The following is a 25609-nucleotide window of genomic DNA, read 5'->3' as shown; positions in this document are numbered from 1 at the left end:
CTATCGAGCAAAGCGGGTGAATCGGCTGAAACGAAAGCAAGCATGGATAAAGGCGCTGGCCTCGATCCTCGCGGTTTTGGCGCTCGCGACGCCGTTTCGATCCGAGGTTTCGGCGGCGGCGCAGCTGCCGTTTGATGATATTTCCGACAGTTACGCGAAAGACGCCATCGTGCGTTTATATCAAGCGAATTTAATAGACGGAACGGGCGCCGGCCGTTTCGAGCCCCGGAAGGCGGTCACGCGAGCCGAACTGGCGACGATGCTGGACCGCCTGTTCGGTCTGGAGTCGGTCGCTGCGGCCGTTCCGGCGTTTACGGACGTACCGGAGAAAGCCTGGTCGTACGGCTGGGTCAGCACGGCCGTCCAAATGGGCATTGTGACCGGAATCTCTGCCTCCACCTTCGGGCCGGATCGCCAGGTGTCCCGGCAGGATGCGGCGGCGATGCTGGCTCGTGCGGCGAAACAAGCGCTCTCCGCGTCCTCCGAAGCAACCGGCTATAAGGACGCAGACCAAATCGCTTCCTACGCTCTTGCGGCGGTCGCGCAGATGAAGGAGCTCGGCATCATGAAAGGCGACGGAACGACGTTCCGCCCGGCGGCGCCGGTGACCCGACAGGAAGCCGCCGTCATGATGGACAACGTGCTGCAGCGGGAAGCATGGACATCCCAAATCCGCGCCGCAACGGAAATGAAAATCCAAATCGGCTGGCAGTACGGCCAAACGACGGCGCAATTCGAGAAGCAGGTGCTTTCCTCCAACGTGAACACCTTGTCTCCGCGATGGTTCTTCCTGGAGAGTTCGGGGATGACGCTCAGCGGCTACGACGCCTCCCTGCTTACCTGGGCCCATCAGCACGGCAAGCCTGTGTGGGCAATGGTCGGCAACCACTCGGACCGGGAGATGACGCACGGCATGCTGTCGGATTCCGCGAAGCGTACCGCAGCGGTCGCCTATTTAGCTAATGAGGTTAAGAATAATGGCCTCGACGGGCTCAACGTCGATTTCGAGAACGTCGATCCCCAGGACCGAAGCGGGTTTACGCAGTTCATTGCAGATCTGGCTTCGGGGCTCGATTCCGTTCATGCCGTGTTGTCGGTCAATCTGTCGCCCGACACGTACAGCGATTGGACGGACGCATATGACTATGCTGCTTTGGGCAAAAGCGCGGACTATATCGTGATGATGGGATACGATCAGCACTGGAACGGCGGCTCCGCCGGCTCGGTCTCTTCCCTTCCTTGGCTGGAATCCGGCTTGAACACGCTGATCACTCGCGTCCCGGCGTCCAAAGTCATTCTGGCGCTGCCGCTCTATACCCGGGATTGGACGGTCGGCAGCGCCGGTACGACAGCGCAAGATTGGAGTCTCGTGTATCAGAACGAAACGCTGAAAGCCCACAGCCCTTTAATGGTATGGAACGCGGATCTCGGACAATATACCGCTTCCTACTCCGATCAAGGAAATACGCATGAACTCTGGGTAGAGGACGGACGTTCGCTGGCCGCTAAAGCCAGCCTGGGCGAGCGGCTCGGTCTTGCGGGCTATGCCTACTGGTATATGGGCGGAGAGAGCACGGATGTCTGGGGCAGTTTGCGCAACGCGATGAAATTCTCGTCCTATCGGTTCAAATGAAAAACCGCCTGGCGGGTGTCCGCTGCGAATCGCTTCGCGGCAGGGTCCTACCGGGCGGTTTTTATTTAACGGCCTAAAGAATCGATCAGACGCTATCCGCCGGAACGGTCAGTCGGACGACGGTGCCGCGGTCAGGCTCCGAACGAATCTGCAGTTCGCCGGATACTGCCCGCGCGCGCTCCTCCATGCTGAAGAGGCCGACGCCTTTGCGGGATTCCTTCGGGTCGAATCCCGCACCGCGGTCTTCGATCACGGTCTCGACCTTGTCTCCCAAGTCGCGGATCGTCACCCAAGCCTCCGAGACGCCGGCGTATTTGCCGATATTCGTCATCGCTTCTTGCACGATCCGGTAAATGGTCGTTTCCGCGAGCAGGTTCAGCCTTTTTCTCAGATTGTATTCGAAACGGACAGATATGCCGTAATGCTCGCCGAAATTTTCAATGTACGTCCGCAGAGCGGGCACGACGCCGAGGTCGTCCAACACGGACGGACGGAGTTCCCAGGCCAGGCCCCGCACTTCGGTCATCAATTGGGACACCTCGCGGCCCAGCGCCTCGAGACCCTCTCCGCCTCCTTCGGAAATCAAACGGTCCACCGTGATTTTCAGCGAAAACAGGCTTTGGCCGATGCCGTCATGAAGGTCGCGCGAAAACCGCCGGCGTTCCTCTTCCTGAACCTGCATCAGCTGGGACATCATCGACTGCAGCTCTTCCTCCGCTTCCTTCAGCCGCGTCACTTCGTGCCGGATCGCCAAGTACTGGTAAGCTCTGCCGGCTTCGTCCACGAAAGGAACGATCGTCGTATCGACCCAATACAGCCTGCCGTGCTTAGACCGGTTTTTGATTTCCCCCCGCCACACCCGGCCCGAAGAAATCGTCTGCCACAGCTCTTGGAAAAAGGCTTTATCATGATAGCCGGAATTGATCATGCGATGGTCTTGCCCGAGCAATTCTTCTTTGGAAAAACCGGAAATCTCGCAAAACTTCTCGTTCACATACTGGATGGTACCTTTACGGTCCGTGACAGCGACGATCGAAGCCTCATCCAGCGCGAATTTGACGTCGGCCAGCTGCTTAAGCGAACGCTTCACGACGTCCCTGAATTCCTCATCGGCGATATGGCCGTCCAGATGCTCCAGCAGCAGATTGACGTTGGAAGCGATGTTTTCGGACGGATAACGCTTCAAGGGCTCCCGATCAGTCAAAGTTCAGCAGTCCTTTCTTCATCGCGTATTTCACCAGGTCGGGACGGGTTTTCAAATCCAACTTGTCCATCAGGTTGCTCTTGTGCGATTCGACCGTCTTGACGCTGATGATGAGCTGTTCCGCGATTTCCTTATTGGAATACCCTTGGGCGACTTTCGCCAAAATCTCTTTCTCGCGCTCGGACAGAGATTCGAACGTCCCGGCGTTATCGCCGTTCTTGATCTTGTCGAGGTAATCGCTCATCAGCCTCTTGGTGGCCGAAGGGTACAAGTACGCGTTTCCCGCAGCGACGTACTGAATCGCCGTCAGCAGCTCCTCGTGGGGAGCGCTTTTCAGGATGTAGCCGGATGCCCCCGCATGGATCGCGCGGAACAAATACTCTTCGTCGTCGTGCATCGTCAGAATCAACACCGAAGTGTCCGGGAGCTGCTTCTTGAGCTCGCCCGTCGCGGTCAACCCGTCTTTGCCGTGAGGCATGCTGAGATCCATGAGGACGACATCCGGCTTCAGCTCTTCGGCTTTCGCCAGCGCTTCGTCGCCATCCGCGGCTTCTCCCACCACTTCCAAACCGTGTTTGCCATGCAGGAGATTCATGAGACCGGAGCGGACGACCGCGTGGTCGTCCACGACCATAATGCGAACCATGCTCTCTCTCCTTCCGCCTTTGTTTCCTTGGATATTCCTATTTTAACATAGCATGGAGATCCGCTCTCCCCCGAGGGAAGCGGAAGCTCGGTCTTCCGGCCGATAGATGCGTTTCTTCCGGTCCCCGACGAGAAGAATTCCATTCACTTTGCCGTCGTGCATTAAAGGCACGGCGTAAGCGGACCGCAGCTTTTCCGAAATCAAAATCGGATATTCGTGCAGCTCGCGCGTCCGAATCAAATCGGCCACTTGCAAGGACATCGCCCGTCCCACCTTCATCACGGTGCCGGACAACCCTCTTCCGGGTTTATCCGCCATCGTCAGAAACCGATCATTCTGGCTGCCTGACGCAAGCTTCCATCTCAGTGGATATTCGTTGTTGTCCAAGAGCGCGAGCGCGCAGAAATCGCAATCAAGCTCCGTCCGCAGACGCTCCAACTCTCCCCGGAACTTCGATTCCCGGCCTCCCATTAGATTCCCTTCTTCCTATGTTCCTCATATAATCACAGTGTAGCGCATCCGCTCTCGGAAGTATGTCAGGGAACTCCCTGAAATCCAGGCCGGGAATCGCCTGATTTCGGAAAAGCGCATAGGGCGTTGGGTTGTTTCGCGCGGCCGGATCGGTGTATACTGTCTGTCTAAGCAAACGTATGTTTGCCTTCGAAAACTCATCTTTGTCAGTCAGCGGAGGGAATATGAAAGGATCGACTCATCTGGCCATCGGATCTTTGGTAGGCGCTGCAGCCGCCGTCTATTTTCCGTTCCGGCTCGAACATGCGGCCATTTACGTATCCGTCGCGTCGTTTTCCGCTCTCGCCGCGGATTTGGACGGGACCAGCCTGTTAAACGGGAAGCTCAGCCAACTCTCCAGATGGATTCACCACTTCGGTCTCTGGGCAGGCGTCCTGCTCGCCATCGGGAATGCGTATTTGTATTTCTCAGAAGATCGGTTTTACCCGGCATTCGCCGCCATCGCAGGCACGGTGCTCTTGCTCGGCCTCGCCACCTCGCAAGGCACGATTCGGAATGCGCTGACCAGCCTCATCGGACTGGGAGTCGTCTATTACGGCATACGGATCGATCAACGATGGCTGCTTGAACTCGGCGTGTTCGTCGCGTGGGCTCCTTGGCTCAAACATCGGGGGATGACGCATACGGTATGGGCGCTTCTCCTGTGGGGATATATCGGTTGGGGGCTGGAGACGCAGCTTGGGATTCAGGGCATCATGCTGACATCCGCTGCCGGGTACGCCTCTCACCTGATCGCCGATTCCTTGACCCCGCAAGGCGTGAAATGGCTGTTTCCGATCATCAAGAGATCCATCAAATTCATTCCGTAGTGCACCCCAGCGTTCCCTGTCACTCCCACATGCGTCCCGAGGCGAAATATGTTTTAATATACCAAAGGAGCGTGATCCCTTGGATATCAAATCGTTTCTGTATCCCAAGAACGAGGTTTCTTACCTCACGACTTCCTCCACCATGAAAGACGCCTTGGACAAATTAGAGGCTTGCCACTATTCGGCTATTCCCATCCTGGACGAAAAAGGAATGTATTACGGAACGCTTTCCGAGGGAGATTTGTTGTGGAAATTGAAATCGACGCCGGGCCTGGCATTCGATAACATGCACGAAATTCCCGTCGTCGCGATTAAAAAGCGATTGAAGGTCGAGTGCGTTGCGCTTGGCGCGGATTTGGACGATATGCTGGCGCTGGCCGCCGATCAGAACTTCGTGCCTGTCGTGGACGACGATCGCGTCTTCCTCGGCATCGTTCGCCGCAAAGACATCATCGAATACTATACCCGGAATATTACCGACTAACGGAAAGACCCGATCACGCAAGCGATGATCGGGTCTTTCTTCGTCATTTTGCGGGAATGGAAAATCCGTACTTCACGAAAACATCCAGCGCTTCCTTCGATTGAAGGTAATCGTAAAAAACTTTCGCTTCTTTGCCGTGTTTCGTCGCTTTCACGATCCCGATCGGATACTCGATGGCCGGGTAGGTTGCGGGATCCACCGTTACCGCGGTTTTTACCTTCGAGGATGTTAACGCATCGGTCTTGTAAACGAAACCGGCATCGGCATTGCCGGTTTCCACGTATTGAAGGACTTGTCTGACGTCCTTCCCTTGAACCATTTTGCCCTGCAGCGCATCCCACAGCTTGGCGGCCGTCAACGCCTGCTTGGCGTAATTGCCGGCAGGAACGCTGTCGGGAATGCCGATCGCGACCTTCTTCACGCCGCTGTTCGTGAGATCCGTTAAACTCCCGATGGGAATGCTGCCTTCCGCCGGAGTCACCACGACCAATTCGTTCGTCAACAACGGGATTTGGTTGTCGGCATCGATCAACTTCTTATCTATAAGCGCCTTCATATTCTTCGAAGCGGCGGACAAAAACAAATCGGCCGGCGCGCCTTGCTCGATCTGTTGCTGCAGAGCGCCGGAAGCTCCGAAGTTAAAGTTCAATTTGACGTTGCCATGCGCGGATTCGTAGTTTTTTTGGATTTCACCCAACGCATCGGTGAGGCTGGCGGCAGCCGAGACGGTTACCTCGACCTTTTGATCTGCGGCAGAATCTGCCGACTTCGACGGTTTGCTGCAGCCTGCCAATACCATCGAGAAGACGAACACGAATAACAAAACCGTACGACTCTTCACCATTCCTCGCACATCCCTCTCCTCTTCATTCTATTTCATTGTATCATGTCGAATGACGTCTGCCATTTGGCAGCCTGGCCGCTATTTACCTTTAACCTCCTAATGAAATGCCGGGCGTTCATTTGCTATGATTTTCCCTGTGTTTCATTACAGAAATAGGGAGAGAGACGATGAAAAAACTGTTTACCACGGCCGCCCTTCTGCTGATGTCGCTGGTATTTACCGTTCCCGCTTTCGCCGCAGAGTCCGATCGATACATCGCTGCAGATATTGATGGACATTGGGCTCAGTCTTATATCGATAACTTCCTGAACGCCGACTTCGTCAAAGGAAAATACATCGATGCCGACGGTTACACGCATTTTGATCCGGACGGCTATATGACGCGTGCCGAATTCGTCGTGGCCCTGGTTCAAATTCTCGGCTTGAACACGGATTTGCCGGGCAAGAACTTCGAAGACGTGCGTTCCGGCTATTGGTACACCAACCAAATTCGTATCGCCAGCGCGCTCGGAATCGTTAACGGAATCGATGCCGCCCATTTCGGAGTTTCCAAGAAAATCACCCGCGCCGAAATGGCCACGATGATCGTCCAAGCATTCGAATCCAAACAATCGATTACTTTTAACACCGGTACGACCCAATTTACGGATGTCCCCCAATTCTACGCGACGGAGTCTATTGAAAAAGCGTACAACACCGGCATCATCAGCGGTACGACGGCAACGACGTTCTCCCCGAAAAATTGGGCAACGCGTGCCCAGGTGATGGTCGTGCTCAACCGAGCCGTCATGAAAGAAAACACAAGCCTTCCAAGTGAAGCCGAGTTGTTCGATGCCATCAACCGCTCGGTGAAGGAACAAGTCGAAGCCATCAATACGGGGCCGATCGATAACTATCTAACGAATTTCACGGGCTACGAGTTGGCCTATCACATGGATGCCGTGGAAGAAATGAAAGACATGATCAACAACAACGTACAATTCAAAGCCGAAATCCTTTCCGAAGAACAATTGAAAGTGTCGGAGCTTTCGGATCGATTGGCGGTGGTAGATTCTACGGGAGGTAAAATTAAGGTCACCGCAACATATCAGAACTCTACGCAAGAAGAAACCGAAAGCTTGGATGGACGTTACTATCTCATCAAGGTCGGGGACATTTGGAAAATTTACAACGAAGAGCAGTAATACGGAAAAACGATCGTTCCCTGCCGGGAGCGATCGTTTTTTAATGCTGCGCCGAGTCCTCCAACCACAATACCAGCGACGGCCTGCGATCCGCCAGCAGTTGCTCTTTCGTTCTTTTATGCTTCTCGCACCAATTGACGTAACGCCGGAATTCCTTCACGCTCAGTTCGTTTTCTTCCGCCAGACGCCTCACCAGCCGGTCCCACTTTGTCAAGTTCAAATCTTCGCTTAGCGCCGCTTTCTTAATCCACTTGAACGGATTCAAATTCGATTTCAACACGTTCAGTTTCCGTTTGACGAAAAACAGATTGCCCGTGTATTGACCGCCGTGCCCCCATGCAACCGGAATAAAATGATCCACCGTGACATCCGAGGAAGAGCCGGTCAGCTCACAAACCGCCCCTATTTTCATCGCTTTCAATTGTTCGATTGTGATCGTTGAGGGCAAGAAATGAATGAGCTCGTTTCTCTTGCGTACTTGCGGCTTGGCTTCTGTCAATCGAATAACCCTCTGCCGATCAAATTCGCACTCACCGGCTTCTTCCCGATTTCTCGCGACCAAACCGATAATTGACCGATGTGGTGGATTTCATGGGCAATGACGTGCCGCATCACTTCGCCGTATGTGTGAGCTTCCCGTTCCCCTTCATCCGTGATATCGATCATGATGCGGTCTTCCAAGCCGTCATTCCAGCCGTAGACGAATGGAGCAAGTTCCGCGTGGCAGCGGGCTGACCAAGCTCTGATTTGCTGCAAGCCGGCCACCGCCTCGAACGAAGGGATTTCAATCGTTATACCTTGAATGCCCCCGCAGATCCAGCCATACTCGACCGCCACTATGTGATACAGAGTGGGAAGGATATAGCCGATGCCGCCGGTGCGTTTTTTCATCAACTCTTCTTCACTCACCGTCTCGCACCAATCGAACCAATCTTGGCGAACTTGCCAGTTATATTCGAATAGTTTCAACATATCCCAGATCCTCCCTCAAGGCAGCCTTGCCTGCTTCCGTAAGTCGGACCGCTCGACTGCCGTCGACCCTTTCGATCCATCCGAGTTCGAAGAATCGCGTTGCCATCGCCGCTCCCAACCAGCCCGAGATATGAAACCTCCTCTCGCTCCAGTCCAGGCAAGCCTTCGCGAAGACCCTTCGCTTCACCCTCGCTTCCTCGAGACGGATTCCCCAGCGTGAGAACAGCTCCTTTCCCGGCTCCGTAACCGCGTATTCCCCGTTTTCGAGTATGATCATATTCCTTTTCACCAACGATTCGGCCAAGCCTACTCCCAGTTCTCCAGCCAAGTGGTCGTAACATGTACGTGCACGACGAACCCGTTTCAATTCTTCGGATTGTCGAAGCGAACGGACCTGTACGGGAGGCGCTAATGTTCCAAGCTTCTCCAGGATTTCCGCAACCGATGCGTCGGCGATTTTAAAGTAACGGTGGCGGCCTTGCTGATGTACGGTAATGAGGCCCCCCTCTACTAATTTAGCGAGATGGGAGCTGATCGTGGGTGCGGAAACGCTAGCCCTGTAGGCCAACTCGCCGGCCGGCAGTGAGCTCCCGTCCATGAGGCCATTCAGGATGGCCGCCCTTGCCGGCTCCGCGATTAACTTTGCGACATAAGAAAAATCCGGATATGCATTCATATTTCGATGATACCCGAAACTTTTTCGTCCTACAATGAATTCGTCACCCATCGCTTAAGGAGGAATCATCGCTTGAACGCTGCGGAACTCGCTATTTTGAATTTGAAGGAAACGCGCCGTCGGTCGATTCTGTTATGGAGGTCCCTGCCGGACGAATGGTTGACGTGGCGCCCGGATCGGCACGCATTATCTTTCGGTGAAATGATCCGCCACGTATGGGGCGCCAGTTACGGATACCATATGATCTTGAAAAACAACGGTTCTTTGCCATCGAAAACGCAACCGCCGTACGCGGATGAGCCCGTTGTATCCGTTGAGCAAGAAATCGCGTTGTCCGAACCCTACTTTCGCGACTTCATCACTTATGTGGAGACTCTGTCGGAGGAAGAGCTGCGAACCCGGGTCATTGATCGAAGCGACGTGGGCTACCGCCGTCAACTCGGGGATATGCTGCTTCGAATCTCCTACCATGATGCCGTGCACGCGGGACAGTTTTTGCAGTATATGCGAATGGCCGGTCTCGACAGGCCCCAGATTTGGGATTAAAACAACAAACGCAGCAACGTGATCGAGACGATTCCCGCGGCGACCGTCCCTAACAGGCTTCGGGTCAAAATCGCCGTTTCGCAAAAAGAATCCCCAACGGAAGTTGGGGATTGCGGTTTGAAGGCTGGCGATCCGATTAATGATTTGCTCTCATCGCAGCGTTTTCTTCCTCGTTCGGTCCGTAAACGCCCGGAGGAACGAGGCCGGCTTGCCGCATCAGGATCGTCATTTGTCCGCGGTGATGGATTACATGGCGAATGATGAGATTCAGCAATCCGGCGTAGGTGGTGTCGATCGATCCGAACAGCAGCAATTTCTCCGACAGCTTGGCGTCGGTCCACTGTTCCCGAAGCGCGGCCGCGGCGCCTTCGCTTGCTTTCCGATAACAGTCAACGATTTCTTGCGCGCGGTTCGGCACGGGAGCTGCGAAGCCCGGTGCATCCACCTGCACGCCGCCGGCTCCGAACATGCCCGTGACGCTTGTCGCCACATGCCACGCCAATTGCCCCAGCGTTCTGCCTTTCGTTTCGGATACGGCTTGCTTTAAGGACTCGTCGGTCAGGACGGAGAGCACTTTCAGCGTGAGCGAGGATTCGTGCGCCCAATCGGCTTGAAATTCCTGCAGAGATTGATACATTCGTTCGATCTCTCCTTGTCGGTAGTCATTGGCAGGTCCATCATACCATCCGATAAAACCGTTCCGCAAATGACTCCAAGATCGCCGTTTAGCCCTCGATTTTCACGGCTTTTTCTCCCGGTTTTTCACGCGATACATCCCGGAATCGGCTTTGCGGATAAGCGACTCCACGGATTCTCCATCTTCGGGGTACAACGAGGAGCCGATGCTTGCGCGAACGGACAGCGAATGGCCTTCAATCAGAAATGGCTCGGAAATGACTTCCTCAATCCGGCGAATGAACTCCTCCAACTCTTCCCTTTGGGAGAGGCGGGCGAGAAAAATCGTAAACTCATCCCCGCCCCAGCGAGCCGCGAACCCTCTGTCTCCCACCGTATTTTTCAACCTTTTTGCCGCTTCCGTCAAAAGCAAGTCGCCAACGTCATGTCCAAACGTATCGTTCACGCATTTAAATCCATCCAAATCCAGCAGCATCAATCCGTGAAGACCGGCGTGTTCGACTAACTTCTCGCGAACGTGATCCGTAAACAAACGCCGGTTCGGCAGATCGGTCAAAGCGTCGTGATAAGCGAGAAACGAAATGGTTTCTTCCGCTTCTTTGCGGTCCGTAATGTCACGCCCGACGCCGATCGTCTGAATGATGTTTTCTGACGGTTCGCGAATATACTCCACGGTCGTCTCAAACCAGCGATATTGCCCGTTTTTATGCCGTACGCGTCCGGTAAATCGCACCGTATCCTGATCGATCACGAAGGTGTCTCGGAATCCCCGCAATTTGATATTGTCTTCCGGGTGATTGAAGTCCGTTGCCGGCCTTCCGATGACCTCTTCAGGCGTATAACCAAGCAGAGCCTTCACGGACGGAGAGATATAAGTAAATATGCCGTCCGCTGAGTATGAAGAAATGATGTTTTGGGATTTCTCCGCGATGAACGTGAACATTTCCTGAATGTCCAATATCGGTTCGAAACCTTCTTCTCGCTGCAACATTCATCACCATCTTTCCCAAAACATGAGCATCCAGGAACCTCGAATACTTAAATTATAAACTTGAACGGAACGGTTGCCTATCTCGGATGTGTAATCCTCTCTCGATCCTGCAAAAAAAGGACCGCCTTGCGGCGGCCCCTCCCTCACTTTAGTCGGCGGATAAACCCAACGCTTCCGCCATCGGCAGCGCTTCTTGGGCCGCGTACAGAATGAGGCCGATGCACCAAGAGTGCGATAACGTCAGCATCATGCCTTTGGGCTGGAAGCAGTTGGTGTTGTAGAACCGCTCCGTAACCATGCCCTTATACGCGTTGAAATCCCCGTCTTCCCTGGCGATGAACTGCAGGAAGCACGCAATATGGTCCCGCGTCCGTTCCAGATAATAATCGTCCTTGGTGTAATTCCAGAGCCGGAGCATTTCCGGCACGCAGAACAACCCGTAGTTGTGCAGATGCTGGTTGGACGTCGAAGCCTGATCCGCTCCCCGCGACCGGTAATCGTATTGCGCGAGCAGCGTATGAGCCGGAAACTGCAAGTTATACGTCCAACGGAAAGTCATCATCCAATCCGCCGCGCTGGACGCGAGCCCAAGCCACTCCGGATTCCGGTCGGACTCGTACAGCATCACGTAGGACACGACCGCATTGTACGCATCCTCCGACGTCGGCGTCAAATGCACGTCTTCCGGCGCGCCATAGATGTACTCCTCGAGCACGAAACGCTTATAATAGCCGCCGGCTTTGCGAGCGGCTTCCGTGAAGGCCGTTTCCCCGAAATAAGACGCCCCTTCGAGCAGCGCGGCAATCCACAACAGTCCTCCCGCGCCGTCCCATTCCTCGACGTCTCCGGTTTCGCAGTGGTAGTAGGAGCCGAAATTTCCGTCTTCCCGCTGGTGCGTCGCCGCGAAACGGAGATTGGAGAGCACGGCCTTCTCCCACTCGGGATGCGAGAAGCCCCGGCTTTTCTCGAACGCCAGCGCCCTCGCCATGAACAGCGTGGCTTCCGCGATCGTACGCGCCTGCAGCCACGTCGATTTCGGGTTCCAACCGGCCGTCCATCCCTTGCCTTCGACCCAGGAAGCCCAGAAAGTGCCGTTGGGCGCAAGTCCGGACGCGACTTTGTCGAGCACGCCGATGCCGGCGTCCGTGTATGCTTCATGCCCCTTTCGCCGTCCGTAGGCGAGCAAGGCGTATGCGTACGGTGCGCCGCTCACCCACCCGACGTGCATGTGGGGACGGTCGCCCATGCCTTTGACATTGTTGTTAAACTCGCGATCAAACGCCGCCGTCTCGTACAGAAGCTGGTTCTCGGGGTGGTAGTGCCACGTATACAAACCGTATGCGGTCAGCTCGGCCGCTTTCTCGAGGCCCATCCACGGATTTAAGCCGTGCTCCTTCCCGTGAAAGCGGTACATCCGCCGAACGAACGGATTGTACGCATGGGGGTCCGCTTCCGCCGCATAAACTTTCCATCGTAGCGTCACAGAAACCCCCGGCTCGAACCGGAATGACGTCCGGTCGGCCGGCTGCGGCACGGCGCTGCCGACGAAGGTCACCGGCTCTTCCCTGTACGGGAACTGCAGCCAGATGGAAGTCCCCTCGGCGTTACCCCGGAATCCGAGACCGTTTAGGCCCAGCTCCGACATCTCGTCGACGCACAGAGCGCCGCACATGCCGTCGTTCCAGGCGAATACGGCCGGGAGCGCGGCCCGGTCGGCGCGGAACGACCAGAAGTCCGACACCATTTTCTCGGGATCTCCGCCGTTGTAATCGTAACGGGGATAGGGACGCAAATTTTTCTCGAAGCGGTTTTCTTTGTAGAAGGCGCCGGGGATCATCCAATCGGGCCGTCCCGGTCCGATGAGCCCGCCGCGAACCGTCAAGCCGAACGCCGAAGGCTGGTCTCCCTTATAATTTAACGTCAGGGTGACGTCGAAACCGCCACCTTCTCCTTGGACGGCAACCCATTCCGAAGCGGCTTCGAATAACGCGGATTCCCCCGCCGCCCGGAAGCCCTCCCCGACAGACTGTATGTCCCGAACGGGGACTTCTTCCGTCTCCCCCGTTTCCGGATTCCATACCTCCAACATAGAGGCAAACTGTAAGTAAGTATCTCCATCCTGCCGGTCCGGAGGATAAATCCTGATTTCCTGTCCGGCGGCCGATGCGCTGTTAACAGAGCTCCATTTCATCCGTTTTCACCTCGCGGTCATTTATAGGAAAGCGCCGGCGGTTACGATGCGGTGGTAGGCGCCGCGGCCGAGTGCCCCTTGCGGCATTTTCCATGGCGCATCGTAGAATAGGCGGTCGGCTTCCAGCTCGTCGATCCCGTCGATCGTGCCGTCCATGTAGTCCCGGACCCGCTGCGAAGCCGTCTCCAGCCGCGCCAGTAAACCGCCGTACCGTATGTCGACGACTTCCCAGCCGAACGGTTTGTTTTCCGCCATCCATACCGCCCGGTGCTGCTTGCGCAGAAGATCCGTCTCGCCGGCCAAGGCCGCCAACTCAGCGCCCACTTGTCCGAGCGTCTCCCGGTTTCGTTCGTCATAAGCCGCTTTCAGCCGGATTCCGGCATCCGCTTTGCGCTCCAGAACCCGGGCCAGCTGGGCGTAGAATTCGAAATGCCGGTTCCATTCTCCCGCCCGGCCCGCCGCCAGCGACATTCGCTCAGCCAGCTTGGCGTAATGCTCGCGCATGGGGAAAGGTTTCACGTTCTCGTCGTACAAGCCGACAAGCACGTCCTGCCATAACAAGAACTTGGACGGATTCGACTCGTGCATGTTGCCTTCGGATACGGCCGGCGTCTCGTCGAATTCGTTCAACGCCAAATGATCCTCCAGCTCGCCGCCCGCGCATAGGCGGAACCGCTTCGCCAGTTCGGCGCGGTCGACCTCGTCCGCATAACCGTGCTCGGCGAACAGCTGCAGCCCCGCCAGTCCGGTAAAGACGCTCGTTTCCGCTCCGTTGTCGCCCCACAGGGTGGCGAACACGTCGCGCACGCCTTCATCTTTGCATGCGCGAAGAGCCGCTTCCGTCGTGATGATCGTTTTGCCGTAGTTGGGCGCCATACTCCCCCAGGTCCATACGCCGCCCGCGAATACGGGTACGGAACCGAATTCTTTGTGCTTGCGGATGAACGCCCGATAAAACTCGGCGTCCCCGTGGTAGTAATCCCAATAAACGAACTGAACGTTATTCGGCATTTCGGCGATGACGTCCGCCGACACTTCGGCGTTGAGATCGTAGTAGCCGCCGGTTTTGGATCCGAGCCGGAAATACATGTCGCTCCAAATCATCGGGGAGAGCCCGAACTCCGCGCAAATGTCCACGACTCGCTTCAAATGCTCATTCATGATGTCGAACCGCTTCCTGTAGCCGTGGAGGTCCAAATAGCGGCCCAAACCAAGCTGGTGCGCTTCGTCCATGCCGATATGGATCGTCCGGCTGCGCAGCGGCGCCGAAGCCGCGCGGATCATGTCGCGGATGAACGCGTAAGTTTTCTCGGCGCCGGCCAGCAGGATGTCCGGCGTATCGCGGATGTCCGCCGCGTAGTTCCACTTGAGGGCTTCCGTCAAATGTCCAAGCGTCTGTATGCACGGAACGAGCTCGATGCCGAGGGCCGCCGCGTAATCATCGCATTCGCGCAGCTCTTCTTGCGTATAACGCCCCCGCATGTAGCCGAAATACGGATATTCCCTCACCTCGAAGGTGTCCTCCGTATACAGCATCAGGCGATTCAATCCCATGAGCGCCATGCTTCGGAGCAGGCGTTTGACCGAGTCCACCGTCAAGACGGCGTTGCGGGACACGTCGATCATCGCGCCGTTCGTCTCGAACCGGGGCCGCTCGACGTGCCGGAACGTCTCCCGTTCCCTTCTGGATTGTACCCATAATCCCAGCGCCCGATAGAAATGCACAGGCTTCCGGAAACGGATCCGGCCTTTGCCGCCCTCGCAGGCAACTTCGAGCATGTCCTCGTCCGATGGCTCCACTTCCAGTTCGATGCCTTCCGGATCGAGTTCGATCCCGAGTTGCCCGATCAGCATGTGCAGGCCTTCCTCCATGCCGCCGAGATTTCCCGTAAGGTGAATTTTCATCGTATTGCTTTCCTCCCGAATATCAACCTACGATTTGCCTCAAAAGCGTTTCGCTGTTCGTTTCCACGTCCAAGGCGCCGGATGCCGGCTGCGGAAGCAGGCGTCTCTTGCCGGCTTCCAGCCATGCCCGCCATTCGTGCCGGTTTTTCCCGAAATCGCGGCCGCTCAGCCTCTTTAATTGAAGCAGCGCTTGTTTGGCAAGAAGGGAACGCGCATCGTTCACGTACGCGATCAGGATTTCGTAACCTTCCGGGCTGCCGCAGCGCGCAAGAGCCCGGGCGATCGCCAGTTCCAGCATCGCCCTCCGTTCGAGGAAATAATCCGGTTGATAGCCTGCTGCCGTCTGTTGACCGCGCAGCAAAGGAACCTCGAGCATGCGTTTCAGCACCGGCACCGCATCGGGATCGCCGAGACGCTCGGCCCCTTGGCAAACGGCGTCCACGAAGTAGTAGATGCCTTTCCAAGTATCCTTAAAATCTTCTTCCGTCGGTTGAAGAAGATCCGCGACGCGACGCCATACCGCGATGCTCCGTTTATCCCTGGCTTCCGCCAGCGAATAGAGCAGATAGGCCGAATCGGGCATCGCGCCGTGATCCGGCGGAAGCTGGACGTACATGATCTCCGCGGTCCGGGGAGGAAGCTCTGGGCCGTTCAAGTCCTTCATGATCTTCTCGATCAATACCGGCACGCCGGCGTTCGAGCCATGCATCGCGAGCGCTTGGGCGATCCGCAGCCGTCTGAGTCCTGCCGCCCCGTCCAGTGCTTTCTCGAGAAACGGAACGATGCGGGGACCGGCCGAACAGACTTCCACGAACGGAATCGGCGTCCGGTAAATTTCGTTCATCCGCATGTTGGAGTATTCGTATAACGGCTGTTCCGCCTCCAGGGAATCGACAAGCCGCAACAAGTCCTCGTCGCCATAGACGATCGGAGCGAGCTGCCGGTCCCGGACGGAATCCGGGAGCAGGCCCTCTTCGGCTAGCCGGGCTTGCAGCGCCGGTACGTCGATGCCTCGGGGCGTCGTTTTCCCGCGGACGGCGGCTGCCGCCGCCAACGCTGCCGCAGCGCCGAGATTCTCGAGGTCCGCCTGCATGCGGATGGCGGGCAGGGCATCATGCGTCGCCGAGACCGCCTTGCCGGAAAGAAGAATGCCTTCCAGCCCTTTCGGCAGCAGCATCGCATAAGGAATTTCGATTTCCAGGTTCGGCGGAATGAGCCCCACGTTGACCCAATCCGCGCCGCTGACCCCTTTGACGTCGTGGTTGCTGAAATGGATGTTGACGACGTCAGGCCAGCGGCGGTGAAGCAGCTGGTCGGACAGCTTCATCACCGTGTCGCCCACGATGTGGCGGCTTTCCCGCGTGGCCACGTAGATGCCGTGGTCATGGCAGCCGCTGCCCCGCCGTCTACCTGCCAGGATAGCGCGCGTATAGTCGAAGACGTCGGAGACGTCGACCATGCTGGTGAAGTTGTTCTGGATTTTGTCGGGGGCTTGGAATTGCGCCAGCGAATACCACATGACGGTATGATCCTTGGCGGAGCCGTAGACGTACTCCGCGCCGGCGAAAGCCGCCACGTCTCCGTCGCCCGTCGCGTCGATGATCGCTTCCGCGGATGCGCTTCGCGGGCCCCAACGCGTGGCGACGACCGCTCCGCATACGCGGTTGCCCCGGGTCACGGCGCCGAACGTGATCGCGTTCAGCAGCGGTTCCACGCCGGCGTCTACGGCTTGCGACAGCAGCGCATGCATCTTAGCTTCCAAGTTCCATTTGTGGCCTTTATATCGGAGCACCTGCTGAAGGCCGAGGACCGCTTCCTGGAGCCGTTCTGCATATCCGACCTTGCGGCCGAACCAATAACTGTCCACGCCGCCGTAAGTACCGGTTCCTCCCAATCCGGGATTGAGATCGACGAGCAGCGTCCGCATCCCCTCGCGGGCTGCCGTAATCGAAGCCAGCGCGCCGCCCGATCCGCCCCCGACGACGAGAATGTCGGCAGGCGCCAGCGTGGGCACGCGCATCGAAGTCACGCATTCCATCGGCCAACGTCCTTCCAGGACTGGAATTCGAACGTCGGCATCTTCCCATGCACGATCGGCTGCCGTCTCTTCGGATACGAGGGTCGACGAAAGCGAGTGATCCGTGTAAGCTTCTTCGAATTCTTGCCGCAGGATCCAGCGGGCAATGCCCTCCCCTGCTGCCGCTCCATAATACGCATCCAGGCATGCCGTCCCTCCGTCCCGAAGCAGCGGAAGGTAAATCGACCATACGCCCGGCAATCGGGCCGCGGTCTCCTTCGGTTCCGGGATGGCCGGATCCGCTGCAGCGTCCGAGGCGAACGGTCCGTAAAGCTCATGCGACGAGGCGCTCAGCACCGCTTTCTGAAACGCCGGGACCTCCCGCAGCAAATGAACGGCCAGTTTCATGCCGATTTCGCGGCCCGCGATTTCCCGTTCGCGGCTCGCCTCCAGCGTATTCGAGGCCGGCGCGGAGATGGCGAATTCTACGCACAGGTGTCCGTCGTCCCGGTAACCCCGTCGGCACACAGCTTCACCCGAGGCCGATCCAATCCCTGCCGGAATCGGAAGCCGATCCGGCACGCCATCGTCGAACCGGACGCCGACGAATTCCAGCGTACGTAAAAAGCGCGCCTCTGACTCCGAACCGGAGACGTCGTTTCCGCACAGGCCGGCGACGAGCGCCGTTTCGGTCGCATCCACCACTTCCCCGCAGCGGATCAGTTGGCGGCCGGACTTGTTCGCGATGACGAGACCGGAAATACGGCCTCCACCCGTCTCCACGCCGACCGGGAGCGAAGCGTACAACAGCCCGATTCCCCGCGCCTCAAGTGCCTCTTCCAAGCTGAGCTTCAGCCGGTCCGGATGCAGCGGAACGAAGCCGCTTCTGCTCGCCGGCGGCTCTTGGTCCTGCAGCACGAGCCGGATCAACTCCGGCCGCTCCGCTTCCCCCTGGACCGAGAGCCAAGGACGCAGCGTTGCCGTCAGCTCCCTGCCCAAATACGTGCGCGGCTCAATCACCATAACCCGGCGTCCCGCTTTCGCCAGTTCCAATGCGCAGGCCAACCCGGCGAATGAACCGCCGACGACCGCCGTATCGACGGACGCGATCACCGGCAATTCCGTCTCTCCTATCGTCAAGCCCAAGCCCATCTTCGTTCGTTCCTCCCCTTGGCCGATAAATGAAAAGCTGCCGGTTAAGGCAGCTCGATTTCAATCACCGTTTCGCCGGCCGCGCCGGAGCAATCCACTTCATACAGCCGGTCGCCGGCTTTCTTCCAGCGGATTTCCTCGCCGTTGCATAATATGCGCTTCGGCTCCGCTTCCGCCGCGAAAACGAACCGGCCGCCCTCCCGCAGCCCGATCACGGCCCGATTGTTCTCCTGCCGGAAGCTGCGAACCGCATGGGACGACACGTATTTGTCCGCCAGTCCGATCGCTGCGATGGAGCTGTCCGCGGGCACGATCGTATAGAGGGCATAGCCGCCTTCCTTCAGCTGGAACGAAATGCGCTCCTCCGCCCCGACAAAGGACACGGTGCCGGTGAAATGCTCATAGACTGCGAAGCGTTCGCCCGCAAGCCCCGGAACGTCCCGCGGCCCGACGCTGCCTTGAACGTCTTCCGCCGACGCGCTGATGTGGAACGCGGCTACGATGCCCGCTCCCGTTGCGCCCGCGGTGTTCCAGAGCTTCAGCGGCAGCGCTTCTTCGGCAGGATTTCGAAGCAGGCAATCCTCGGTCGGATTGGCCGTGCCGTCACACCGGATGATCCGGCCGTCGCGGTAGATCAACGGCCAGATTTTGGCGGGGTCCGTTTTTTCCAGCGCATCGCTGACATAAATCGGACCGCCGCTGACCGAACGGAGCACCGCGCTCTGCACGTCGTCGTGGTTGCGGCTCCAGTACATATCCCAGTCGCCCCAATAAAACGCGCCGTGATAGAACGAGTTATAGGCGTTCTGAAGCGCATGCTCGGGGAATCCCCGCTTCTCCTGCGGAACGAAGTCGTCGCTGTTTCGCGATACCGCGGAGTTCGGACGATGCCAGACGTTTTCCGCCGCCATGCCCATGCAGTTGATGATCGTTTTGTCAAAATGCAAGGCAACCGACGCTTCCAGCGCGGTATGGGCGGCCGATGCCGCTTCGCCGATGGAACGCTGCCCGTTGAAGAAATTCAGCACCGCGCTCTGGCTGTCGACCTTGACGAAATCGACGCCTTGCCGGCGCAGGTAACCGTGCCAGGCATTCCAGAATCCGAAGCCTTTGCCGGCCTCCGGGTAAGGAACCAGATTGCCCCGGGGCACTTGGAACAGAGAGTCGCGCGTCTCCTTGGCGATGCCGCTCTCCGGGTGGATGCCTCCCCAATAGCCGGCGATCGTATGCCATACGCCGACATGCGGGATGCCGTACGTCGTCTTCAATTCCCGAATCGCATGGCCGAGTCCTTGAGGGAATTTCACCGGATCGGCGTCGAACGCGGCTAGCTTGCCGTCCCGAATATCCGACCATCCGTCATCTATCATCACCCAAGCGACCGGCAGGCCGAGCTTCTGCAATTCATCCGCTTTGGCCAGCAGACCTTTTTCGTCAACCTTATGATAGAATGCGTCCCAGCTGCACCAGCCGAGTCCGTCCAGGATTTCGGGATACTTCTTCGCTTCTCGTGGGAGCGTCGGCATATCCAACGCGTGGATGGCGGCATCCACGGAGACGCGTACGAGTTCGAACGGATCGCGGCCTGCCGACATCGCGAAAGCGAGCGTATTCACGCGGATATGTCCGTCCTGATACGGCGAGACGCGCAGCGAGAAGCCTTCCACCGAGCCGGCAGCTTCGGTCCGGCAGACCGGTCCCACGACCGGCAGTAAGTACCGATAGCCGGACTCGGAAAGCCACAGCACCGATTGCGTCCGGCTCGGCAAAGCTGCCGGATCCGAGGAAAAGTGGGGCCGCGTCCACCAGTCTTTGTGCTGATAATTGGCCATCAAGCCTTCGATCGTTTCAGACGGGGATACGGTAATCACGATGCCGCTCTCGGGCGCGAAGCACTTCTGCTTGCCGAAGTCGTTCGAATTTACTGTGGACGCTTCGACGGAAGCCAGCAAGACGTCTCCGTAGAACCGGAGGACGAGCCTTGCGCTGACGAACTCCTCGGCATGGCGGTACCGGCAGACGACCTCCTGATACCGGCCGACCCGGTCCGTTCCTTCCGACCGCTCGGTCCCGTCCGGAAGCAGAGCCTCCAAAGCACCTGAAGAATCTAAACGCACGGAAAGGCCGAAAGGACCGGACACCTGCCGGGACCGCCCCTCGGATTCTTGAAATAAACCTTGCTCGCTATAGGTGAACATGGCGCCCTCCTCGTTAATATTGACCGACCACTTTGGAGATGTGGCGGAATCCGTCCACGTCATACCCCTTCATCGCGGCGATGTTCTCGGCCAGCATCATGAGGGGCAGAACCGTCGTAATTTGCGACATGGCCGTGTCGTCCAATCCGGGCAGCACAAGCGACCGATCGGAAGGAATCCGCTCGGAGGACGCCTCGCGATCCCCGATCCAGTACACTTCCGCCCCGATCGAAGCCAAATGATCGGCATGCATCCGCGATTCGCCGATACTGTCCGCCGCGGCGACCACCACGATCGGCAGCCCCGGCTCCACGACCTCGATGTTCCCGTGCCGGAATTCGGACAGCGACATGCCTTCCGCGTGCAGGAACGTTTTCTCTTTCACCACGAGCGCCCCTTGCTGAGCGGTCACGCCAAACGCCCGATCGCCCAGCACGTAAAATTTATCGCGCTTGCCCAGGACCTCCGCCCATGCGGCGATCTTGCTCTCGCTGACGGCGAGCGTTTCCTCCACGGCGCGGGGCAGTTCGGCCAACCGGCGCAGGAACGCGTCGCTCCCGCCTGCCGCCATGGCGTACAAAATCAACAGCGTCGCGGCGTACGTCTTGGTGGCGGAGCTGACCTCTTCGCCGGCGTTCATGAGGAACGTTTCGTCGGCTTGGAGGGCGAGCGGGGAATCGCCGATATTGGTGATGCCCCAGACAGTGACTCCGTGCCGCTTCAAAAATTCGACCGCGACCTTCGTTTCGTAGCTGGCGCCGGATTGCGACACCAAAATGACCAGCGTATCGCGATCCGCGACATTTTCGAGGAGCGAGACATCCGACGCCGGCATCACATGCGGCAGGATTCCCGCTTCCTTCATGAAGGCGTATTGACTTACTTTGCAGGCGTTCAGCGATGCGCCCGTCCCCATCAGGATGACTTGGCCCCGGGCGCGAAGCTCCCGGTTGCTGCGCTCGAACCGCGAACGATCCGACCGCGCGAACGCGAGGCAGACCTCGCGGGTGTCCAGAATTTCTTGCCGCATTCTCGTACTCACGGGATGACCCCTTCTTCCTTGTTATTCGTCAACCGGAACAAACCGAACCGGGCCGCACTCTCCTGCAATCTCTCATTTTTCAGGGGGAACGCGGCGCCATGAATGCTATCCAGGCCGAGCAGATAAGCTCCGACCACCGGCTCGTACAGGGCGTCGACGACGTTCGCGTGCGGCGCTTCCTTGGCCAGCGTCTCGGCGATCACCGTTTGCAGCAGCCGATCCTCCGCCTTGAAAATGCTTCCCGACAGCACGACGTCGGTGCGCAGGGACGATTCGCCGATCCGCTGCAGACCGGCTAAAGCGTAACGCGTCAGGGATTTGCCGTGCTGCTCCAAGATATCGATCGCCGCCGGATCTCCCGCTTTCACCGCTTCGAACAGAAGCGGCGCGGCGTTCTTGTAGGGCTGAAGCTTTCCTTCGATCCGCCGGAACAGGAGCTCGTCAACCGAGGAAACGCGGTAATACTGGAGCACGATATCGGTCAAGAGCGTCTGCGGGCCGATCCCGACATGCGCGTTGCATACCGCCACGACCGCGGCTTTCCCGAGCGAGGTGCCGCCCATATCTTCGTCGTTGACATAATAGCCGTAAATAAAACGGTTCCCGTCCGGCGTTTGCACCGCGGCGTTGAAAGCCGTACCGGCGCATAGCACGATGCTGTGCCCGGCATCGGTGCCGCCCCGCTGCGCGATCACGCAGTCATTATGGACGCGAACGGAAGGGACGCCGATCGCGCGGATCAAGGCGTCCTCCAGCATTCCGTATTCATGCTCCCAATCCGCGCCGGTCAGTCCGCCGACGAGCAGTGAGATATTTTCAGCCGTGACGCCGGCCTGCAGCATCGCTTGATCGCAAGCCTGCCTGACCATGGCCATCGCGGTATCCATGCCGTCGCTGGCGTGGCACGCCCCCCCGGCATACCCGAAGCCGAGGATGCTGCCCGCGGAATCTCCCACGACGGCGACCGTCTTGCTTGAACCTTGATCCACCGCGAGCAAATAAGACATATCGCTCACCGGTTCCCGAAAAACTGCGGCAAATAAGCTTTGTTCGCTTCGAGCAAATCGTTCAGCAGCGGAACGGCGATCTCGTATTCGCCGACGAGGGGGTTCGCCATCAGCGCTTGCAGCGCCTTTTCCCGATCTCCGTGAACGGCGGCTTCCACCGTCAGCTGCTCGTAATTTTTGATCGCGCTGATGATGCCCCAGCCGAAAGAAGGAAGATCGCGCAGCGGAATCGGGTGAATGCCCTGCTTGTTCACCTTGCAGGCGATTTCCACGACGGCGTCGTGAGGCATGAGCGGAACCGCCCCGCGGTTCGGCACGTTAACCACGCCCCACATGTCCGAGTCGTTATGAAGCGCGTCCATGATGCCGAGCGCGACCTCCGAGTAACCGCCGCCGCCCCGCTTGGCGAGCGCCGCCGGCTTCTCGCTCTGGTTCGGATCCGCATAAGCGGCGAACACTTCTTTTTCCAGCAGTTGCACCTGTTCTCCGCGCGTGAGCGGGGCTTCGAGTTGTTCCTTCACCCGCGTGCCCTTATGATAGAAGTATTGCATGTAGGGGCTTGGGAGCAGACGAAGGTGTTTCACCATGTCTTTATCCAGGCTGAACGTCTTGTCGGCCGCCAGATCGAATTCCTCGTCGGTTAACGGACGTCCGTCCACGGTAATGTTATAAGCGAAATTCAAATGATTCAGTCCGTAGAAATCGTAGCGCACCGACTCCGGATCGACGCCCAGCGCCTTCGCCGTCCAGTTGCGCGGGAACAGGCCGCCCGAGCAGAGTCCCGCCATGTTGGCTTTGGAATATTTCGTAACGGCTTCCGTCACGAGACCGGCCGGGTTGGTGTAGTTAATGATCCAAGCATCCGGACTGTACCGTTCGACGTCTCGGGCGATTTCCAGCATCACCGGGATCGTCCGCAAAGCCTTCGTGAATCCGCCCGCTCCCGTCGTTTCTTGACCGATCAGGCCGTACTTGTTCGGGATCTTCTCGTCATAAATCCGGGCCGCGTTGCCGCCGACGCGGATTTGCACGTTGATGAATGCGGCTCCTTCGATCGCATCCCTGCGGTCGGTCGTCGCACGGATGCGAACCGGAAAGTCCAAATGCCGCGCGAACCGCGTGCAAAAGCCGAGCATGATGTCGAGCCGGGTCCGGTCTACGTCCATCAGCACGATTTCCGAAATCGGAAGCCGGTCCTTCAATTTCGCGAATCCTTCGATCAGCTCGGGCGAATACGAACTTCCCGCTCCGATGATGGCCACCTTTAATCCACTCATGATGCTCACTCTCCCCGTATGATTGCCAGGGATCGCGCGTCAGCCGAGCATCGCCGATGCGACGGACAAGCTGGCGACGTCCCCCACGATTTCCCCAAGTCCCGCCGGTACGACCCGGCACGCGTTCAAGTTTATGGGCAGCGCCTCTTTCGCCAAATACTCCATGACGAGCGGCTCCAGAATCGATTGCTGCCGGCCGTATATGCTTCCGATAACGATACGCTCGGGATTCAGCACGTCAACGAGGACCGCCAATCCTTGCCCAAGTCTGATGCCGACTTCCCGGAAAATGTCCAGAGCGAGCGGATCCCCCTGTTGGGCCGCTTCCCCGACTTTTTGCGTGGTGATGTTTTCGAGTTCCTCGATCGACGCGCAGAAGGAAGGCGGATTTCCCGCTTCAACCGCTGCTTTCGCGCGATCCTTGGCGAGAAGAGCGATGCCTCCGCCGCTGCAGAAGCCTTCGAACGAGCCCGCCTTGCCGTAGCCGACCGGTCCGTCCTCCGCCAGCCGGATATGGCCCACTTCGCCGGCCATGTCGTTGGTTCCGGCATACAGCTGCCCGTTCAGGATCAAACCGGCGCCCATGCCCGTGCCGAACGTGAGGAAAATCATATTGCTGCTGCCTTTGCCGGCGCCCCATTTCCACTCCGCCAAAGCGCAGGCGTTGGCGTCGTTCTGCAAACCGACCGGTACGCCGAAACGCTCGCGGATCGGGGTGACGCAATCGATGCCGTCCCAGCCCGGAAGGTTCGGCGGCGACAGCACGATGCCCAAACGGCTGTTCAGCGGCCCTCCGCAGCTGATGCCGATCGCCTGCAGCGGCTCGTCGGAATGTTTTTCCGCGAGCAGCCGCTCCATCGTCTCCATCAGAAGAGCGAGCGTTTCTTCCGGAGTCGGGGGCGTCGGAAAGCTTTGCCGCACGAGCAGCTCCATTCCCCCGTTCGCCCTGCCCAACGTGACGGCGCATTTGGTTCCTCCGATATCCATTCCGCCAAGAAGTGTCATGATGTGAAAAACTCCTCTTCGATCAGGATGCATAACGCGTGGTAAATGGGCAGATGCCGCTCTTGGATGTCGGGCGTCATGTCATAAGGAACACGGATCGAGGTGTCGCATAGCGCGTTCATGCGGCCGCCGGAACGGCCGGTCAGCCCAATCGTCCCCATGCCGATTGCCTTGGCGACTCGCAGGGCGTGCAAGACGTTCGGCGAATTGCCGGACGTGCTGATGCCGAGCAATACGTCTCCCGGCTTGCCGTAGCCGTATACCTGCTGGGCGAACGCCAAGTCCGGCGCGGCATCGTTGGCGTACGCCGTAGACAGGGCCGTATGGCCGACCAGCGAAATCGCCGGCAGGGCGCCTTGCAGATGCCGGGAAATATAAGCGGCGGATTCCCCGTCCACTTCGGACAGCTTCTCCCGGAAGGAGTCCGGGACGGGACGCTGCTTAAGAAATCCCTTCATCAATTCTCCTACGATATGTTCGGCATCGGCGGCGCTGCCGCCGTTGCCGCAGACGAGAAGCTTTCTTCCGTTCCGGAAACAGTCCCGGAGCATTTGGTACGCTTGCTCGATCTGCTCGGCATTCGCCTCTTGCAGCTCCGGATATTTGGCGTACAACTTTTCGAGTATCGCATTCACCGCGGTTCTCCCCCTCCCCGATGT

23 protein-coding genes are annotated in these 25609 nt (G+C 58.1%); 5 read left to right on the top strand and 18 right to left on the bottom strand.

From position 1 onward, the window contains the following. Positions 1-16 precede the first annotated feature (16 nt). Positions 17-1633, top strand: a complete 1617-nt coding sequence (locus EAV92_RS06315; protein WP_123040277.1) for an S-layer homology domain-containing protein — start codon at positions 17-19, stop codon at positions 1631-1633. Between the two features lie 85 nt (positions 1634-1718). Here the strand turns inward: EAV92_RS06315 and EAV92_RS06310 are convergent, their stop codons facing one another. The 3 genes from EAV92_RS06310 to EAV92_RS06300 are packed head-to-tail and all read right to left on the bottom strand — an operon-like array spanning position 1719 to position 3954. Next, positions 1719-2819, bottom strand: a complete 1101-nt coding sequence (locus EAV92_RS06310) for a PAS domain-containing sensor histidine kinase (protein WP_123043601.1) — start codon at positions 2817-2819, stop codon at positions 1719-1721. A gap of 10 nt (positions 2820-2829) precedes the next feature. After that, positions 2830-3483, bottom strand: a complete 654-nt coding sequence (locus EAV92_RS06305; protein ID WP_123040276.1) for a response regulator — start codon at positions 3481-3483, stop codon at positions 2830-2832. A gap of 42 nt (positions 3484-3525) precedes the next feature. Then, positions 3526-3954 carry a GAF domain-containing protein gene (locus tag EAV92_RS06300; RefSeq protein ID WP_123040275.1) on the bottom strand — a complete coding sequence of 143 codons (429 nt, stop codon included), beginning with the start codon at positions 3952-3954 and terminating at the stop codon, positions 3526-3528. Positions 3955-4178: 224 nt separating this feature from the next. On the opposite strand from EAV92_RS06300, the gene EAV92_RS06295 reads away from it, so the two are divergent. Both EAV92_RS06295 and EAV92_RS06290 read left to right on the top strand, forming a co-directional pair. Next, positions 4179-4823, top strand: coding sequence for a metal-dependent hydrolase (locus tag EAV92_RS06295; protein ID WP_123040274.1), 645 nt, complete (start codon positions 4179-4181; stop codon positions 4821-4823). A 79-nt stretch (positions 4824-4902) separates the two neighbouring features. Further along, on the top strand, positions 4903-5307 hold the full coding sequence (locus EAV92_RS06290; protein ID WP_123040273.1) for a CBS domain-containing protein: 405 nt from the start codon (positions 4903-4905) through the stop codon (positions 5305-5307). A gap of 43 nt (positions 5308-5350) precedes the next feature. Here EAV92_RS06290 and modA read toward each other — a convergent pair whose 3' ends face one another. Further along, positions 5351-6160: a molybdate ABC transporter substrate-binding protein gene (modA, locus tag EAV92_RS06285; RefSeq protein WP_420888806.1), complete on the bottom strand. Its 810-nt coding sequence runs from the start codon at positions 6158-6160 to the stop codon at positions 5351-5353. A 158-nt stretch (positions 6161-6318) separates the two neighbouring features. Between modA and EAV92_RS06280 the strand changes: the two genes are divergently transcribed. Beyond that, positions 6319-7335, top strand: a complete 1017-nt coding sequence (locus EAV92_RS06280) for an S-layer homology domain-containing protein (RefSeq protein ID WP_123040271.1) — start codon at positions 6319-6321, stop codon at positions 7333-7335. Positions 7336-7375: 40 nt separating this feature from the next. Here the strand turns inward: EAV92_RS06280 and EAV92_RS06275 are convergent, their stop codons facing one another. From EAV92_RS06275 to EAV92_RS06265, 3 genes are read right to left on the bottom strand one after another with little or no spacing between them, the layout of a single operon-like run. After that, positions 7376-7834 carry a hypothetical protein gene (locus tag EAV92_RS06275; RefSeq protein ID WP_123040270.1) on the bottom strand — a complete coding sequence of 153 codons (459 nt, stop codon included), beginning with the start codon at positions 7832-7834 and terminating at the stop codon, positions 7376-7378. Beyond that, entirely contained in the window at positions 7831-8307 is a 477-nt protein-coding gene (locus EAV92_RS06270; RefSeq protein WP_123040269.1) for a DinB family protein, read from the bottom strand. The genes EAV92_RS06275 and EAV92_RS06270 overlap by 4 nt, the downstream gene beginning before the upstream one ends. Beyond that, positions 8285-8983 (bottom strand): ArsR/SmtB family transcription factor, encoded by a 699-nt coding sequence (locus tag EAV92_RS06265; protein ID WP_123043600.1) that lies wholly within the window; start codon positions 8981-8983, stop codon positions 8285-8287. The genes EAV92_RS06270 and EAV92_RS06265 overlap by 23 nt, the downstream gene beginning before the upstream one ends. Before the next feature lie 72 nt (positions 8984-9055). Here EAV92_RS06265 and EAV92_RS06260 point away from each other — a divergent pair, with 72 nt between their 5' ends. After that, a complete protein-coding gene (locus EAV92_RS06260; RefSeq protein ID WP_123040268.1) occupies positions 9056-9529 on the top strand; it encodes a DinB family protein in 474 nt (157 codons plus the stop codon). Between the two features lie 136 nt (positions 9530-9665). On the opposite strand, the gene EAV92_RS06255 is transcribed toward EAV92_RS06260, so the two are convergent. From EAV92_RS06255 to EAV92_RS06205, 11 genes are all read right to left on the bottom strand, one after another. Further along, positions 9666-10166 carry a DinB family protein gene (locus tag EAV92_RS06255; protein ID WP_123040267.1) on the bottom strand — a complete coding sequence of 167 codons (501 nt, stop codon included), beginning with the start codon at positions 10164-10166 and terminating at the stop codon, positions 9666-9668. A 102-nt stretch (positions 10167-10268) separates the two neighbouring features. Next, positions 10269-11156, bottom strand: coding sequence for a sensor domain-containing diguanylate cyclase (locus tag EAV92_RS06250; protein WP_123040266.1), 888 nt, complete (start codon positions 11154-11156; stop codon positions 10269-10271). Positions 11157-11304: 148 nt separating this feature from the next. After that, complete coding sequence (locus EAV92_RS06245) at positions 11305-13347, bottom strand: YyaL domain-containing protein (protein WP_123040265.1); 2043 nt, start codon at positions 13345-13347, stop codon at positions 11305-11307. Positions 13348-13368: 21 nt separating this feature from the next. After that, on the bottom strand, positions 13369-15252 hold the full coding sequence (locus EAV92_RS06240; RefSeq protein WP_123040264.1) for a beta-N-acetylhexosaminidase: 1884 nt from the start codon (positions 15250-15252) through the stop codon (positions 13369-13371). Between the two features lie 22 nt (positions 15253-15274). Further along, entirely contained in the window at positions 15275-18421 is a 3147-nt protein-coding gene (locus tag EAV92_RS06235; RefSeq protein ID WP_123040263.1) for an FAD-dependent oxidoreductase, read from the bottom strand. A 44-nt stretch (positions 18422-18465) separates the two neighbouring features. Continuing rightward, the gene (locus EAV92_RS06230; RefSeq protein WP_164472643.1) at positions 18466-20619 is read right to left on the bottom strand and encodes a Sip1-related alpha-galactosidase; all 2154 of its coding nucleotides are present in this window, start codon (positions 20617-20619) and stop codon (positions 18466-18468) included. A 13-nt stretch (positions 20620-20632) separates the two neighbouring features. Then, entirely contained in the window at positions 20633-21661 is a 1029-nt protein-coding gene (locus tag EAV92_RS06225; RefSeq protein ID WP_164472642.1) for an SIS domain-containing protein, read from the bottom strand. Continuing rightward, on the bottom strand, positions 21658-22668 hold the full coding sequence (locus tag EAV92_RS06220) for an N-acetylglucosamine kinase (protein WP_123040260.1): 1011 nt from the start codon (positions 22666-22668) through the stop codon (positions 21658-21660). The genes EAV92_RS06225 and EAV92_RS06220 overlap by 4 nt, the downstream gene beginning before the upstream one ends. A gap of 5 nt (positions 22669-22673) precedes the next feature. Then, a complete protein-coding gene (locus tag EAV92_RS06215; protein ID WP_123040259.1) occupies positions 22674-23945 on the bottom strand; it encodes a 6-phospho-beta-glucosidase in 1272 nt (423 codons plus the stop codon). A 39-nt stretch (positions 23946-23984) separates the two neighbouring features. Next, the gene (locus EAV92_RS06210) at positions 23985-24950 is read right to left on the bottom strand and encodes an ROK family protein (RefSeq protein WP_123040258.1); all 966 of its coding nucleotides are present in this window, start codon (positions 24948-24950) and stop codon (positions 23985-23987) included. Then, positions 24947-25585 (bottom strand): D-sedoheptulose-7-phosphate isomerase, encoded by a 639-nt coding sequence (locus EAV92_RS06205; RefSeq protein ID WP_123040257.1) that lies wholly within the window; start codon positions 25583-25585, stop codon positions 24947-24949. Before EAV92_RS06205 ends, EAV92_RS06210 begins: the two co-directional genes overlap by 4 nt. Positions 25586-25609: the final 24 nt, after the last annotated feature.

This window comes from Cohnella candidum, from assembly GCF_003713065.1.
In the GTDB taxonomy this organism is placed as follows: Bacteria; Bacillota; Bacilli; order Paenibacillales; family Paenibacillaceae; genus Cohnella; species Cohnella candidum.
Note: the sequence above shows the minus strand (reverse complement) of the source record. Positions and strands in the feature narration are given on the sequence as shown.

Coding starts and splice junctions, on each gene's coding strand:
- EAV92_RS06270 (WP_123040269.1), bottom strand. CDS start 8,307: ATGTTGAAACTATTCGAATATAACTGGCAAGTTCGCCAAGATTGGTTC.
- EAV92_RS06255 (WP_123040267.1), bottom strand. CDS start 10,166: ATGTATCAATCTCTGCAGGAATTTCAAGCCGATTGGGCGCACGAATCC.
- EAV92_RS06235 (WP_123040263.1), bottom strand. CDS start 18,421: ATGGGCTTGGGCTTGACGATAGGAGAGACGGAATTGCCGGTGATCGCG.
- EAV92_RS06215 (WP_123040259.1), bottom strand. CDS start 23,945: ATGAGTGGATTAAAGGTGGCCATCATCGGAGCGGGAAGTTCGTATTCG.
- EAV92_RS06295 (WP_123040274.1), top strand. CDS start 4,179: ATGAAAGGATCGACTCATCTGGCCATCGGATCTTTGGTAGGCGCTGCA.
- EAV92_RS06210 (WP_123040258.1), bottom strand. CDS start 24,950: ATGACACTTCTTGGCGGAATGGATATCGGAGGAACCAAATGCGCCGTC.
- EAV92_RS06250 (WP_123040266.1), bottom strand. CDS start 11,156: ATGTTGCAGCGAGAAGAAGGTTTCGAACCGATATTGGACATTCAGGAA.
- EAV92_RS06265 (WP_123043600.1), bottom strand. CDS start 8,983: ATGAATGCATATCCGGATTTTTCTTATGTCGCAAAGTTAATCGCGGAG.
- EAV92_RS06240 (WP_123040264.1), bottom strand. CDS start 15,252: ATGAAAATTCACCTTACGGGAAATCTCGGCGGCATGGAGGAAGGCCTG.
- EAV92_RS06280 (WP_123040271.1), top strand. CDS start 6,319: ATGAAAAAACTGTTTACCACGGCCGCCCTTCTGCTGATGTCGCTGGTA.
- EAV92_RS06245 (WP_123040265.1), bottom strand. CDS start 13,347: ATGAAATGGAGCTCTGTTAACAGCGCATCGGCCGCCGGACAGGAAATC.
- EAV92_RS06300 (WP_123040275.1), bottom strand. CDS start 3,954: ATGGGAGGCCGGGAATCGAAGTTCCGGGGAGAGTTGGAGCGTCTGCGG.
- EAV92_RS06230 (WP_164472643.1), bottom strand. CDS start 20,619: ATGTTCACCTATAGCGAGCAAGGTTTATTTCAAGAATCCGAGGGGCGG.
- EAV92_RS06305 (WP_123040276.1), bottom strand. CDS start 3,483: ATGGTTCGCATTATGGTCGTGGACGACCACGCGGTCGTCCGCTCCGGT.
- EAV92_RS06220 (WP_123040260.1), bottom strand. CDS start 22,668: ATGTCTTATTTGCTCGCGGTGGATCAAGGTTCAAGCAAGACGGTCGCC.